Source organism: Frondihabitans sp. GW821-FHT04F02 (assembly GCF_059420045.1).
The window spans coordinates 86,705-101,004 of sequence record NZ_JBWKSZ010000007.1 but is presented as its reverse complement, the minus strand read 5'-3'; the positions used below and the strand labels follow the sequence as shown (position 1 = coordinate 101,004).

12 protein-coding genes are annotated in these 14,300 nt (G+C 72.6%); 3 read left to right on the top strand and 9 right to left on the bottom strand.

The features are described 5' to 3' along the window. Window positions 1-50 precede the first annotated feature (50 nt). Entirely contained in the window at window positions 51-1,454 is a 1,404-nt protein-coding gene (locus AC07TY_RS16965) for a 3-keto-alpha-glucoside-1,2-lyase-like domain-containing protein (RefSeq protein ID WP_494786096.1), read from the bottom strand. 143 nt (window positions 1,455-1,597) lie between these two features. On the opposite strand from AC07TY_RS16965, the gene AC07TY_RS16960 reads away from it, so the two are divergent. Continuing rightward, window positions 1,598-3,097 (top strand): aspartate ammonia-lyase, encoded by a 1,500-nt coding sequence (locus AC07TY_RS16960; protein WP_494786095.1) that lies wholly within the window; start codon window positions 1,598-1,600, stop codon window positions 3,095-3,097. 415 nt (window positions 3,098-3,512) lie between these two features. On the opposite strand, the gene AC07TY_RS16955 is transcribed toward AC07TY_RS16960, so the two are convergent. From AC07TY_RS16955 to AC07TY_RS16935, 5 genes are all read right to left on the bottom strand, one after another. Beyond that, entirely contained in the window at window positions 3,513-4,508 is a 996-nt protein-coding gene (locus AC07TY_RS16955) for an alcohol dehydrogenase catalytic domain-containing protein (RefSeq protein ID WP_494786094.1), read from the bottom strand. After that, window positions 4,505-5,011 (bottom strand): MarR family winged helix-turn-helix transcriptional regulator, encoded by a 507-nt coding sequence (locus AC07TY_RS16950; RefSeq protein ID WP_494786093.1) that lies wholly within the window; start codon window positions 5,009-5,011, stop codon window positions 4,505-4,507. Before AC07TY_RS16950 ends, AC07TY_RS16955 begins: the two co-directional genes overlap by 4 nt. A gap of 199 nt (window positions 5,012-5,210) precedes the next feature. Next, window positions 5,211-7,937: an FtsX-like permease family protein gene (locus tag AC07TY_RS16945; protein ID WP_494786092.1), complete on the bottom strand. Its 2,727-nt coding sequence runs from the start codon at window positions 7,935-7,937 to the stop codon at window positions 5,211-5,213. Continuing rightward, entirely contained in the window at window positions 7,934-8,656 is a 723-nt protein-coding gene (locus AC07TY_RS16940) for an ABC transporter ATP-binding protein (protein ID WP_488625925.1), read from the bottom strand. Before AC07TY_RS16940 ends, AC07TY_RS16945 begins: the two co-directional genes overlap by 4 nt. Beyond that, complete coding sequence (locus AC07TY_RS16935) at window positions 8,653-9,279, bottom strand: PadR family transcriptional regulator (protein ID WP_494786091.1); 627 nt, start codon at window positions 9,277-9,279, stop codon at window positions 8,653-8,655. The genes AC07TY_RS16940 and AC07TY_RS16935 overlap by 4 nt, the downstream gene beginning before the upstream one ends. A gap of 366 nt (window positions 9,280-9,645) precedes the next feature. On the opposite strand from AC07TY_RS16935, the gene AC07TY_RS16930 reads away from it, so the two are divergent. Next, entirely contained in the window at window positions 9,646-10,644 is a 999-nt protein-coding gene (locus AC07TY_RS16930; protein ID WP_494786090.1) for an aggregation-promoting factor C-terminal-like domain-containing protein, read from the top strand. Window positions 10,645-10,693: 49 nt separating this feature from the next. Here the strand turns inward: AC07TY_RS16930 and AC07TY_RS16925 are convergent, their stop codons facing one another. Beyond that, window positions 10,694-11,605: a diacylglycerol/lipid kinase family protein gene (locus tag AC07TY_RS16925; RefSeq protein WP_494786089.1), complete on the bottom strand. Its 912-nt coding sequence runs from the start codon at window positions 11,603-11,605 to the stop codon at window positions 10,694-10,696. Window positions 11,606-11,988: 383 nt separating this feature from the next. On the opposite strand from AC07TY_RS16925, the gene AC07TY_RS16920 reads away from it, so the two are divergent. Continuing rightward, window positions 11,989-12,783: a hypothetical protein gene (locus tag AC07TY_RS16920; RefSeq protein ID WP_494786088.1), complete on the top strand. Its 795-nt coding sequence runs from the start codon at window positions 11,989-11,991 to the stop codon at window positions 12,781-12,783. Between the two features lie 9 nt (window positions 12,784-12,792). Here AC07TY_RS16920 and AC07TY_RS16915 read toward each other — a convergent pair whose 3' ends face one another. Next, window positions 12,793-13,005 carry a hypothetical protein gene (locus AC07TY_RS16915; protein WP_123506005.1) on the bottom strand — a complete coding sequence of 71 codons (213 nt, stop codon included), beginning with the start codon at window positions 13,003-13,005 and terminating at the stop codon, window positions 12,793-12,795. Then, the gene (locus AC07TY_RS16910; protein WP_123506006.1) at window positions 13,002-14,276 is read right to left on the bottom strand and encodes an inorganic phosphate transporter; all 1,275 of its coding nucleotides are present in this window, start codon (window positions 14,274-14,276) and stop codon (window positions 13,002-13,004) included. The genes AC07TY_RS16915 and AC07TY_RS16910 overlap by 4 nt, the downstream gene beginning before the upstream one ends. Window positions 14,277-14,300 lie beyond the last annotated feature (24 nt).

The following is a 14,300-nucleotide window of genomic DNA, read 5'->3' as shown; positions in this document are numbered from 1 at the left end:
CCTGGCGGCAGTGTCTTCTGACAAGCGCCAGGGCGCAGGAACTGGCCGCCCTACCTCGGCGTCACCGCGATCGCACGCCAGGTCGCCGGCGTGCCCAGCGTCCGCAGCCCGACGAGGCCGCTCGTCGCCGTGCAGCCGGTGTCGGCGGCCGTCGACCTGGTCAGCACGCTGCCGGTCTTGAGCTGCGCCGTCGCCGAGATCGTGCAGCCGACGGCCTCGACGGTCACGTGGTACCAGGTGCTCGCTCCGAGAGTCGCGGGGAGCGGGTCGGTATCGAGCACCGTCGCGGTGCCCGACGCGATGCGCGTGATGCTGAGGTTCGTCGACGACAGGTTGACGTAGTAGCCCGCGACGTTGTTGAGGCCGCTGGAGGCGCCGCTCGCCCGCACCAGGAACCCCGCGCCCGTCGTCGCGGTCGGAGCCGACGTCATCAGGACGTCGCCCGTCAGCGAGTAGTTGCCCCAGGTCGACGTGCCCGTCAGGGCCTTCGCCCCGGCTGTCGAGCTGGAGTTCGCGTAGGTCTCGTTGCCGGTGTTCGTGGACCAGGTGCCGCCGTAGGTGCTCCAGCCGGACGTCGAGGCAGTCGTTGCGCCGAACTGCGACAGGTACGGGGCGATCGCCGTCGAGGTCGTGCCGCCGGAGGTCGCTGTGATGTTGCGCCAGCTCGCACCGCTGCCGAACTCGCGCACCCCGATGGCGCCGGCGGTCGGACAGCCAGCGTCGGTGTAGGTGGCGCTCGTGACGGGCCCAGTGCCGAGGAGCTGGCCGAGGGGCTGCATCGTGTAGGTGAAGACGCAGCCGACCGCCTGGATCGTGACGTGGTACCAGGTGCCCGCCGCCACGGTCGCGGCCGTCGACTTGAGCGCCGTGTACGAGTTGTTCTCGCGGCCGAGCGTCATCGAGCCGGACGTGTAGAGCCCCAGGTAGTAGCCGTTCAGGGTGTCGGTGCCGACGCCGGGACTCTGGACGCGGAACAGCAGGCCGGCCTGCGAGCCCGAGTTGATCTTGACGTCGCCCTGGAGCGTGTAGTCGGTCCAGCTCGTCTGGCCGGTCACGGCCTTCGGGCCGTTGGCCGCGGACGACGACTCGGTGTAGGTCGAGCCGGAGGTGGCGGACGCCGTGGCCCAGGTGCCGGAGTAGTCGTTCCAGCCGCTGTCGCCGCCGTCCCACGTGTCGTTGTAGGGCAGGACGCCGCCGGAGGGGCTGAAGTTCGGCGCGGTGCCGACGGTGTTCGAGGTGGTGCCGACCGTCGCGGTGAAGCCCGACGACGTGCCCGGAGCGAGCTCGGCGGTGAGGGCGACCGCCGCCAGCAGGAGGACGCCGACACCGGCGACGACCCGTCGGCGACGCAGCTGCGCGGAGACCCAGGTGCGGGCGCGATGAGGAGCGGGGGCTTGCCCCGTGGCGTCCGCCGGCTGGTTCGTCCGGTCGGACGCGGTCTCCTGAACAGACACGCGCTCGCTCTTTCCTGGGGGTGGGTGGTGATGCCAGACCAGGTGGTGCAGCGCCGAGTCTACCGGGACAGGTGTCGAGCGCCTCAGCCCTGCGCGGGTGTCAGACCGGACCGCCTCGGGGAGCGCCGGTTAGTCTCGACGGCATGACGGATGCGACGCAGCAGACCAGGCTCGAGACCGACTCCCTCGGATCGAGGGAGGTGCCGGCCGACGCGTACTGGGGCGTGCATACTCTCCGGGCCGTCGAGAACTTCCCGATCGCCAACCGCCCGATCTCGGTCTACCCGGAGCTCGTCGTCGCGCTCGCCGTGGTCAAGCAGGCCGCCGCTCGCGCCAACGTCGAGATCGGCGTGCTGTCGCGGGAGAAGGCCGCGGCGATCGAGCAGGCCTGCGAGGAGATCCGCGCCGGGGCGCTGCACGACCAGTTCCGGGTGGGGGTGCTGCAGGGCGGCGCGGGCACGAGCACGAACATGAACAGCAACGAGGTCATCGCCAACCGCGCACTCGAGATTCTCGGACACGGCAAGGGCGACTACGAGTTCCTGCACCCGATCGACGATGTGAACCGCAGCCAGTCGACCAATGACACCTACCCGACCGCCATCAAGCTGGCCATGTCGCTCGCGCTCACCCCGTTCGTCGCCGAGCTCGGACGCACCGCCGAGGCGTTCGCGAAGAAGGGGCACGAGTTCCGCGACGTGCTGAAGGTCGGCCGCACCCAGCTGCAGGACGCCGTGCCGATGACGCTCGGCCAGGAGTTCACCGGCTTCGCCCACACCCTCGGCGAGGACCAGCAGCGGTTGCGCGACACGCTCCCACTGCTCGCCGAGATCAATCTCGGAGCCACCGCCATCGGCACCGGCATCACGGCCGACCCGAAGTACGCCGAGGCCGTGCGCCGCCACCTCAGCGACATCTCGGGCATCGAGATGGTCACGGCGCCCGACCTCATCGAGGCGACCAGCGACGCCGGGGTCTACATGACCGTCTCGGGCGCACTCAAGCGGAGCGCCATCAAGCTGTCGAAGATCTGCAACGACCTGCGACTGCTCTCGAGCGGGCCGCAGGCGGGCCTCGGCGAGATCACGCTGCCGCCGCGCCAGGCCGGGTCGTCGATCATGCCGGGCAAGGTGAACCCGGTGATCCCCGAGGTCGTGAACCAGGTCGCGTTCGCCGTCGCCGGTGCCGACGTCACGGTGACGATGGCCGCCGAAGCCGGGCAGCTGCAGCTCAACGCGTTCGAGCCCGTGATCGCGAACTCGATCCTGCAGAGCGTGTCGTGGCTGTCGCGCGCCTGCGTCACCCTGCGGGTCAACTGCATCGACGGCATCCGCGCCAACACGTCGCGGCTCGCCGCCCAGGTCGAGACGAACATCGGCGTCGTCACGGCGCTCACGCCCTACATCGGCTACGCGGCCGCCGCGTCGATCGCGCACACCGCCCTCGCCACCGACACGCCGATCGCGACCCTGGTCGTGGCCGCCGGCCTCATGAGCGACGAGCAGGTGCAGCACGTGCTGTCGCCGGCCCGACTCTCGGGGCTGGAGGCGATCACGTCGTCGATCCCGGTGGTCACGGCCGAGCAGATCACGAAGCACCTGGCGTCGCTGGATGCCGGGCATGCGGATGAGACGAGCGGCTGAGTTCGTTCGGCGGCTGCGCCGCGGGGTGAGGCGGGGCGGGGCGAGACGGGGCGGCGTCGGGCGGCGCCCTCCGTATCGGCACGGGCCCGCTGGCGCGCAGGAGGGGACGAGCCGAAACAACGGGGGTGAGCGCGGCGAGTTGGGAGCGCGGGGCGGACGCGGCAGGCGGTCCGGAGTTCCTGCGCCCGGGACCCTCCGAATCGGCACGAGCCCGTCGGTGCGCAGGCGGGGCTGAGCCGAAACGGCGGGGGTGAGCGCGGCGGCTCGGGGCGCGGCGGCGGGGCCGGAGTTCCTGCGCCCGGCGCCCTCGGAATCGGCACGGGCCCGTGGGTGCGCAGGCGGGGACGAGCCGAAACGGCGGGGGTGAGCGCGGCGGGGCGCTCAGGGCCACGGCCGAGCCGATGCGGCCGCCCCGTCAGGTGGTGACGACGAGCTTGCCGGCGCCGCCCCCGCGCTCCATCACGGCGTGCGCGTCGGCGATTCGGTCGAGCGGGAACACCTCCTGGATCGGCACGGCGGCCTCCCCCGCTGCGACGGCGTCGAGGAACTCCTGCAGCACGGCCGCCGGCAGGTCGGACGCGTCGCCCGAGTAGGCCGCGAGCCGCACGCCGCGGGGCAGCCAGCCGTTCGGGTAGAAGTCGTCGAGGATCCACCTGTTCGACAGCATCCCCGTGAAGCACACGGTGCCGTGGTAGCCCGTCGCGGCGAGGGTGTCGCGGAGCGTCGGGGCGCCGATCAGCTCCAGGGCCGAGCCGACGCCGTCGGGGGCGATCGCCCGCACCTGGGCGGCGACGTCGCCGTCGTCCACGAGCACGTGGTCGACCCCAATCGCTGTGAGAGACGACGCCTTCGCAGCGCTCCGCGTGGTCGAGAACACCGTCATGCCGCGTCGCTTGGCCAGGACCGCCGCCGCCATGCCGATCGACGACGTCCCGCCGCGGATCAGCACCGACGACCCGGGCTGGGCGTCCATGCCGACGGTGAGCGACCCGTAGGCCGTCTGCAGCATCTCGGGCACGGCGCCGAGGGTGGCCCAGTCGAGCGCGGACGAGAAGGGCACGACCTGAGATGCGGGCACCGACGTGTACTCCGCGTAGCCGCCGTCGAAGGTGCGCCCCATGCCGCCCATCATCGCGACCACCTGCTGCCCCGCCTCGAACTCCTGGCCCGGAGCCGACTCGACCACTCCGGTGGCCTCGATGCCGAGCACGCGCGGGTAGGTGACGCCCTCGCCGAACCCCATGCGGGTGTGCAGCTCGGAACGGTTGAGGCCGAACGCCCTGACGCGGATCAGCACCTCCCCGGGCTTCGGCACCGGCACCGGGATCTCGCGAACGTCGAGCGCTCCGGGAGCCTCCTCGGTGCCGGGAGCGTCGAGCACGGCTGCGCGCATGGTGGTGGGTGTGGTCATCGGTCTGCACTCTCGGTGGGGTCGGTCGCTGTTTCAGTGTCGGTGTCTGTCTGGGTGCGTGCCTTCGCATCAGCGCGCAGGAACTGGAGGGCCCGCCCGAACGCGGCAAACCCGTCGGGGCCCAGCGGCTCCGCGATCCGGGTCTCCACCTCGGCGGCCACCTCGACGTTCGCCCGCTCGAGCACCGCCTCCCCCTCCGCCGTCAGCCCGAGCAGCGACGACCGCCTGTCGCCCGGGTTGGCACGCCGTTCGCACAGGCCGCGCGCCTCCAGCCGGTCGACGATCTTGCTCGCGCCGCCGACCGTGATCACGAGGCGCTCGGAGATGTCGGCGACCCGGCAGTCGCCCCGCTCGGCCATGATGCGCAAGGGCTGATGGATCGCCACAGGCAGGTCGAGGGTGCGCTGGAGGCGGGCGTCGACGGCGTTCCAGACCTCGATCTGGAAGCGGACGAGGTCTTCGAAGACGTCGATCGGTGTTTCCGGAGCTGATTTGGTTGCCATGGATGTATCTTCCACGGTAACTAATTGTGGCGCAAGCCCGGCCCGCCGATTCGGCACGGCCCCGCCGAAACGGGCCGGTCGCCCCGCCGAATCAGCGAAGCCCCACCGAATCTTCGGCGGGAGCCAGCCGATTCGGCGGGGCGGCGCGGGGCGGCGCAGGGCTGGGCAGGGCGCGGGCGCCGCCACAACGCGCGGCCACTCAGACGGCTGGCAGCCGCCGCACCGTCCAGAGGCCGCGCGGGCGGCGGAGCGCGAGCCAGGAGCCGCCGGCGATGACCAGGGGGATGCCGATCGCGGTCAACCCCAGGAGGAGCCACGGAGGCACGAACGGGACGTACCCTGCGGAGCCGTCCACACCGTGGACCGACAGGGCCGCGGCCGGTACGAGGCCGAGGGCGACGCCGATCACCGATCCGAGGCCGGTGATCACGATCGCCTGCCAGAAGCCGAAGGCTCGCTGGAGTCGCGGCGGGGCGCCGACGGCGACGAGCACCTCGTCGTCGCGACGGGCGTCGGCCCGAGCCAGTGCCAGCGCCACGGCTGCGGACACCAGCGCGATGAGAGTGGTCACAGCCAGAAGCGGCCACGACCACAGCGCCGCGAAGCGCGGAGGACCGGTCTCGACATAGGGGAACACGATCGGATTGGCGACGGACACCGCGGCTCTCGCGGCGTCGTCCTCGGCGGCGGTCGGAGCGTGGTCGAGAGCGGCCACGACGGCGGTCGGATGGATCGGGATGCCGAGCCGATCAGCCGTCGCGGTCGTGACGAAGATTCCGAAGTCGGTCGGCACCGATGCGCTCTGGACGGTCGCCGCAAGCGACTGCGAGCGCACCGGCTTGCCGGGGTCGTCCGCGGTGAGCGACGCGCTCGTCACGGTGTCGATGGTGACTCGTCCGTCGTGGAGGTACTGCGGGTAGAGCGACACCGCCCCGCCGGCGGCCAGCGTGGCCCGGGACGTCGCGTTCGCGGGCTCGCCCAGCATGACCGCCAGGTCGTCGAGGTCGCCCGCGATGAGATGACCTGTCCCGGTGCTTGACTGCTGATACGACTCGGTGAGCCCCTTCGTCGTCACGAGCCGCGGCACCGTGTACGTCGAGACCGAGTCGCCCACGAGTCCCGCGTCGAGCGCACCCGAGAGGACCACAGCCTGCGATCCCGGGTAGCTCTTGGCGAGCGCGGCGGCGATCCCGTCGGGCTGGACCAGGAACGAGCGGCCCTGGGCATCGCTGTAGCCGGTCAGATTGACGACGGCGGTGTTGTCGGGCACCGTCCAGCTGTAGGTGTCGACCGTGAGCTTCTGCCCGCCCGCCAGCATGCAGAGGGCGAAGGCGGAGACGAAGACGCAGCTCATGATCGCGGCGACGGCGGGCACGGTGCGGCCGGAGTTGCGCGAGGCATCGCGCGCCCCGAGCCGAGCGGCCGTGCCGAGGCGGGAGAGTCCGCGCGCCGTCCAGCGGAGAAGGAGGGGCGCGGTCAGGAGAGCGCCGATCTGCATGATCACGGGGCCAGCCGCCAGGAGGACGATGCCGAGTGTCAGCACCCGGTTCTGACCGTTGGCCTCGAGGTTCTGGGACGAGATGATCACGAGTCCTCCGGCGAGCGCGATCACCGAGCCGGCTGCCGCGATGAAGACGCCCACGAGCGGACGACGCAGCGTCGAAGCAGTCGGGCGCTGGGCACCGCGCAGCGCCACGACGATGTCGACACGGGACGCCGCGCGGGCGGGGATCGCGGCTGAGATCCAGCCGGCCAGGGTGGCCGCGAGAACCGTGGCGCCCAGGGCCACCGGATCGACATGGAATCCCGGGTACCTGCTCTGGTCGCCGCCGGCCAGGATCGGGGCGGCGATGGCAGCCCCCGCGATACCGAGAGCGGTGCCGAGCAGGCCGCCGAGGGCCCCCAGGATCACGCCTTCGAACGACATGATGCCGAACAGGGTGCGGCGATCGGCGCCGACGCTCGACAGGATGGCCAGAGCCCGCTGGCGGCGACGAGCACCGACGGCGAACGCGGCGCCGGCGAGCAGGCAGACCTCGAACAGGCCGAAAGCGGCGAGGAGCACGACGAAGAGGCCGAGCAGGCTGTCTCCGCCTGTCGATGACGAGATGGAGGCGTCCGTCGGCGGGTCCAGCACGACCGCGCGCGACAGCACCGTCAGCCCCTTCGCGTTGAGCGCCTGCACCTGGGGCCAGTCGAGACGGAGGTCGGGCAGGTAGTACTCGGTCTGCGAGACCGCCTCGGACGGCTTCACCGTCGCGAACGCGCCGGTGCGGCCGTAGACGACGGCGTCGTCGGCCGGCGAGCTGGCGTTCTCGAGCACGCCGACGACCGTGTACGTGTGCGGGGAGGGCTGCGTGACCCGCAGCGTGCCGCCGACCGCGACGCCGAACCGCTTCACCCCGCCGGGCGAGACCATCACCTCGTCGTCCGTCGTCGGCGAGCGCCCCGTGACCACGTCGTCGCGGCCCGCGAAGGCGCGATTCCAGACGGGCCCCTCGACGGCCGACACGTTGGCGATGCCGGTCACGGTGCGGACGACGACGCTGGTGGCCAGCACGGGCAGGATGCGCGTGCCCGGGGGCAGCACCTCGGCGGGAGACGAGATGGTCACCGGGGTGTCGATCGAGCCGCTCGTGCTGAAGGGGTCGACGGGGTCCTGCTCGAGCCCCGACCCGGGGCCGGAGACCACCTGCACCATCGCCTCGTTCTGGCCGAGCTGCAGCCGGACCGACTCGGACGGCGTCGCCTGGCGGCTCGCCTGGACGGTGTCGATGCCGGCGACGCCGAAGATGGGGACGGCGATGAGCACCGCCACCAGGACGCTGCGCCCCACGGACTGCTGCGCCATCCTGCGCGACATCCGGAAGGCGAGCCGCCATCCCCCGCGGCTCGTCTCCGGAAGCCCCTCCCCCCTCTTCGTCACCGGTCTGCTCCCTCGAAGAGCGTCGCGACCGGCGGCGTCTGCGCCTCGTCGACCAGGCGGCCGTCGCGGATGAACACGATCCGGTCGGCCCAGGCGGCGTGGCGGGCGTCGTGCGTGACGAGGATGCCGCCGGCACCCGCGTCGACGCGCGAGCGCAGCATGCGGAGCACGACTTCGCCCGTCGTCGAGTCGAGCGCGCCGGTGGGCTCGTCGGCGAGGATCAGCGAGCGGCCGCCGACGACCGCCCGTGCGATGGCGACTCGCTGCTGCTGGCCGCCCGAGAGGTCGACGGGATAGCGGTCGGCCTTGTCGAGCAGCTCGACTGAGGCGAGCGCGTCGAGGCCGGGGCGCTTGGCGCGCCTGCCCGGGAAGCCGTCGAGCTCGAGCGGGAGCGTCACGTTCTCGAGCACGGTGAGCGACGGGATCAGGTTGAAGTCCTGGAAGACGAAGCCGAGGCTCCGGCGACGGAGGGTCGCGAGCTGGCGGGGCGAGAGCTGGCTGAGCCAGTTGCCCTCGACGATCACCTCGCCGCTGGTCGGCGTGGTCAGGCCGCCGGCGACCGTGAGGAGGGTCGACTTGCCGGAGCCGGAGGCGCCCATGACGGCGACGAGCTCGCCGCGGGACACGGTCAGGTCGATGCCCGACAGCGCGGTCACCCGCGTCTCGCCGGTGCCGTACTGCATGGAGACGCCGTCGAGGCGGAGGAGCTCTTCGGTCATGCGCGGGCCTTCCCGTCGATGGGGACGCCGCCGCGAGCCGGACGACCCCGCCGTGCCGGCGTCTCGTCGATCGGCATCGGCGCGGCGAGGCCGCTGGCCTTCGCGCGCACGAGGCGCGTCTCGGAGTGGTCGAGCCACCGCACCTCGGCCTCGGCCTGGAAGATGAGCGAGTCGATGACGAGCTGCCAGGAGAGGTCGTCTCCTGCACCGCCGTCGCCCCCGGCGCGCTTGGCCCGGGTGAGCTCCTGCAGGTTGCGCAGCGTGGCCTGCCGCTGCGCCTGGATCAGGGCGGTGATGTCGACGCCCGGGAGCGTGATCGCGATCGCGAGCTTCATGGCGAGCTCGTCGCGGGGCGCCGCTGTCGATCGGACGACCGGCGAGACCAGCCACTGGGCGACCTCGTCGTGACCGGTCGGCGTGATCGCGTAGTACACGTGGTCGGAGTCGTCGGCCTCGGTTCGCTCGACGAGGCCGTCGCGCTCCAGACGATCGAGCGTCGAGTAGATCTGGCCGATGTTGAGGGGCCACGTCGACCCCGTCCGCCGGTCGAACTCGGCCCGGAGCTGGTAGCCGTAGCAGGCGCCCTGGTCGAGGATGGCCAGGAAGCTCTGGCGTATGGACATTCGATTCCCCCGTCGTAAGTACCTACGCAGTATTGCATACCCGGTACGCACGAACCAGCAGGTTCGGATCTATGCAAACGCATGGGTGGACAGAGGGTTCTCGCAGGCTTCTGACCAGCTCTCTCCAGGAACCCCGGCAATACTCGCCACTTCGTGCCCGCCGGCCCTAGCGCCTGGCACGTCTGAGGCTTCGCCGCCTCGCAGAACCGCAACCGGCCCACCATCCGCCTGGCACGCGCGTCCCGAGCTTCGTCCGGGGCCCGGCCCGGTACGGCCGCGCGCTCCCGCGACCCCGCGCGAGCCGCGATTCGTCGTCGCCCTGTCTTCGTCGAGGTGGTGGCACACCGGTCGAGCACGAGGAACTCCTTGCCCTTCAGAAGCACCGCCACTAGCACCAGCACCAGCACCACCCGCCACTGCCAGACCCTCGCCCGCCGCCGCTCCCGCCGCCTCCGGCTGGCGGGCCTCGGCGCCTTCGCGGTCGCCGCCGGCCTCGCCTGCACCGGCGTCGTCGTCTCCGCCACGACCGGCACCCCCGTGATCGGCACATCGGCCCTGGCCGACAGCGTCGGCGCCGGCACCCCGAGCGGCACGCCGACCATCGACGCCGGCGCGGGAGTGACGATCACCCGGCTCGGCGACGACCGCATCTCGGTCCACGCCGGCTCGGCCGTGCCCCGGAACACGGCGAACACCGTCGCCGCCATCGCGCTGGCCTCGGGCCACGACGTCAAGGCCAAGGCGCAGAGCGTCGCCACGAAGACGCATGCCACCGTGTCCACGACCACGCTGAGCCGATCCACGACGACGCTGAGCCGATTCACGACGACCCTCAGCAGCCGCCTCGCGAAGCTCTCGGACTACCGCAGCGCCGACCCCGACATCGTCATGGCGCGCGTCGAGGCGACCCAGGACGCCGCCGACGCCGTCTCGACCGCCACCGCGGCGACCGAGAAGGCGGCCCAGGCCGAGGCCGCCGCGAAGGCGAAGGCCGCCACCGCGGCGAAGGCCAAGGCCGCCGAGGCCAAGGCCGACGCCATCCGCCAGGCCGCAGCGAACACGCCCGACGGCGCCAAGGCCACCGCGAAGGCCCTGATGGCCAGCCAGTACGGCTGGGGCGACGACCAGTACGGCTGCCTGGTCAGCCTCTGGACCAAGGAGTCCGGCTGGAACTACCAGGCCTACAATGCATCCGGCGCCACCGGCATCCCCCAGGCGCTGCCCGGCAGCAAGATGGCGAGCGTGTCGTCCGACTGGGCCTCCAACGCCACGACCCAGGTCATCTGGGGCCTCGGGTACATCTCGGGCTCGTACGGCACGCCCTGCGCGGCCTGGGCGCACTCGGTCGCGAACAACTGGTACTGAGCGGCGGCGGGTGCGGGCGGGAGCGCCAGTTCCTGCGCGGTCGGCTCTTCTAACGCGGGGCGAACACCCGCAGGGCCCCGGGTACCACGCCGACGTCGACGGGGAGCGGGCCGATCCGCTCGCCGTCGCCGTACGCGATGACGCCGGGCGCATCGACGCGCACCCGCTCGGCACGGCTCAGCCGCACGCGCGGATCGTCGCCGTGCGTCCCCTTCGAGACCCGAGGGAACAGGCGCAGGAACTGCGTTCGCGTCAGACGGTCCACGACGAGAAGATCGAGCCGGCCGTCGTCGATCCTCGCGTCGGGCAGCAGGGTGATCCCGCCGCCGACGGAGCGCGCGTTACCCACCGACACCAGCGTGCCGGCCACCGACCGGGTCTCGCCGTCGACGGTCACCTCGTACTCGACCTGCCGGAGCCGCACCAGCTCGAGCGCGAGCGCCACGTCGTAGCGCAGACGGCCGCGCGGGCGCCGGATCCGGTTGGCGGTCTCGTTGACGAACGCGTCGAAGCCGGCCGACACTCCCCCGGCGACCCAGGTCTCGCCGCCGCCGTGCGTGACACGGAGTGCGTCGACCACCCGCGGCTCGCCGTCGAGCAGCCCGACGAGCTGGTCGAGCGCTGCCGCCGGGTCGTCGTAGGGGATGCCGAGGGCCCGCGCGAAGTCGTTGCCCGTGCCGGCGGGAACGATCCCCAGCGGCGTGCCGGTCTCGGCGACGAGCCCCACGCCGAGGCTGACCATGCCGTCGCCGCCGACGACGACCAGGGCGTCGGCTCCCGCCGCCAGCTCGGCCCGGCACGCGGTGAGCAGCTCGGCGTGCGACCCCCGCTGGAGCGGCACGACGTCGTGGCCCGCGGCGCCCAGCCGGTCGACGACGGCGGGGCCGACCGGGCGATGGCGGCCGAAGGAGGCGCTCGGGTTGATGGCGACGGCGATCCTGCGCGGCGTCGAGGTCGTCATGCGTCGATCATGGCATGCGGTCGCGGGGTGGGGCCGGGCTCGGGCCCGCGTGGTCGGCTCGATCCCGCCGATTCGGCTCGACACCGCCGGATCGGGGCGGGCACCCCGCCGATCCGGCTCAGCCCCGCCGTCGCGCCGGCGGGAGCGTGCCGATTCGGCGGGGGCGGCCCCGGCGCCGCGGGGTCGGCTCGATCCCGCCGATTCGGCTCGACACCGCCGGACCGGGCCGGGCACCCCGCCGATTCGGCTCAGCCCCGCCGTCGCGCCGGCGGGAGCGTGCCGATTCGGCGGGGGCGGCCCTGGACCGGCGGGGAGCGGCGGCGCGCGACTCCTCCGGGTCGCCGGGGTTACGCTCGGCGCGGGACGAGAACGGGAGGCCGACGGTGGCACGAGGCGAGGCGGAGCGTGACCCGGGCCCCGGCGACGCCGACGGCCCGGCGGCCGACGACCGCGACGCCGCCCGCCGCCGGCTGATCGAGGTGGCGTACTCCCCCGATGCCACGCCCGCCGAGTCGGCCACCGCCGCGCGGGCCCTCCGCGACCTCGACTCCATGCCCGCCGCCGCGCCGGATACGGTGCCCGCGCACGCGCCCGCCACCGCCCCGGAATCCGTGCCCGCGCCCGCGCCCGCCACCGCGCTTACCACCATGCCCGCGCCCGCCACCGCGCCGGCGGCGCTGCGTAGGCCGTCGGCGCGCCGCACCGGCGCTCTGCTCGCCGGCGTCGCCGTGGCGGCGTTCGGCCTCGGGATCGCGGCGACGACGGCCGGCGCGACGCTGCGCCCGGGCACGGCCGCGCCGACGCCGAGCCCGACCATCACCGCCGACGCACCGCTGACGGTGTCGGTCATCACCCGGGCCCTCGGCCGGGTGCAGGTGCAAACCGACGCCCTGCCGACCGCGCTCCGCGGCGACGTCGACGCCCGGTCGAGCAGGCTGCTCTACGACGACGACCCCAGGGCCAGCGCGACCCGCGAGCGGTGGCGCCTCTGGCTCGGGACCGGCGAGAACCCCCAGCAGCTCTGCTTCGTCGGCACGTTCGACAACGTCACGGACCAGGTGACGTGCGTGCCCGCCGATCGCGCCATGGTCGACCGCTACGTGTTCACGCAGACCACGCGCGCCGGGACGTTCGAGGTGCTCGTCAACGGGGGCGCCGTGGCGGTCGCCATCGAGTGACCCAGCGGGTCAGCCGCCGTGGAACGCCGGAACGATGAGGTAGATCCCGAACAGTACGCCGAGCCCGCACACGACGAAGCAGCCGTAGGCGCCGGCACGGGCCACCCGGACCGGTCCTTCGACGGCCAGGAGGCGGAGCCCGGCGGCGTACAGGCTCACGAGCGCGGCCGCCGACACCAGCGAGACGAGCGCGACGACGACGAATGCTCCCCAGTCGATCATCGGGATCCTCCCTCGGCCGGCACGTCGACGGCGTCGTCGGCACCCATCTCGAAGAGCGACGACTCGTCGCTCATGCGGCGTCGCTCGGCCAGCATCTCGTCGCCGCGCTTCTTCGCGCGGGCCCGGCGCTCCTGCCGGGTGAGGACGGAGTTCATGGCGACGTCGACCTCGAGCGCGTTGGACTGCTCGGCGGGCTTGCGGCGCGACGCGACGAAGATGGCCACGATGACGCCGGCTCCGAGGAGGGCGTCGATGACGAGGCCGATGGTCCCCGCGCGGGCGATCAGCTCGCAGGCGGCGCCGACGAGACCGGCCGCCGGCAGCGTGATGAACCAGGCGATCACGATCTTGCTCGCCGTGCCCCACTGAATGACACCGCCGCGGCGGCCGAGGCCGGCGCCGATGATCGATCCCGACGACACCTGGGTCGTCGACAGGGCGAAGCCGAGGTGGCTCGACGCGAGCACGGTGGCGGCGGTGGACGCCTCGGCCGAGAAGCCCTGCGTCGCCTTGATGTCGGTGAGGCCGCCGCCCATCGTCTGGATGATCCGCCAGCCGCCGGTGTAGGTGCCGAGCGCGATGGCGAGGGCGCAGACGAGGATCACCCAGAACGGCGGGCTGGCCCCGGTGTCGAGGAAGCCGCCGGCGATCAGGGCCAGCGTGATGACACCCATCGTCTTCTGGGCGTCGTTCGTTCCGTGCGCCAGGGCCACCAGCGACGACGTGAACATCTGCCCGACTCGGAAGCCGCCGCGCTGGTTCTTGCCGACCGGCCGGCGCGTGATCCGGTAGGCGAGGCGCGTCGCGGTGAAGGCCACGAGCCCGGCGACGAGAGGCGCCAGGAACGCCGGCAGCACGACCTTCGAGAGCACGACTCCGAAGTCGACCGAGCCCGTCCCGGCCCCGACGAGCGCCGCGCCGATGAGCCCGCCGAAGAGCGCGTGCGACGACGACGACGGAAGGCCGCGGAGCCAGGTGATCATGTTCCAGATCACGGCGCCGATGAGGCCGGCGAAGATCATCGTCGGCGTGATCTCGACTCCGCCCGGACCCTCGCGGATGATCCCGCCCGAGATCGTCTTGGCGACCTCGGTCGAGAGGAACGCGCCGACCAGGTTGAGGAGCGCGGCGACGGTGACCGCCACCCGGGGCCTCAGCGCCCCGGTCGCGATCGGCGTGGCCATCGCGTTGGCCGTGTCGTGAAAGCCGTTTGTGAAGTCGAAGAAGACGGCCAACACGATGACCAGGACGACTATGACTGTGAGATCCACCGCCGTCACTCTTCCAGTCGGATG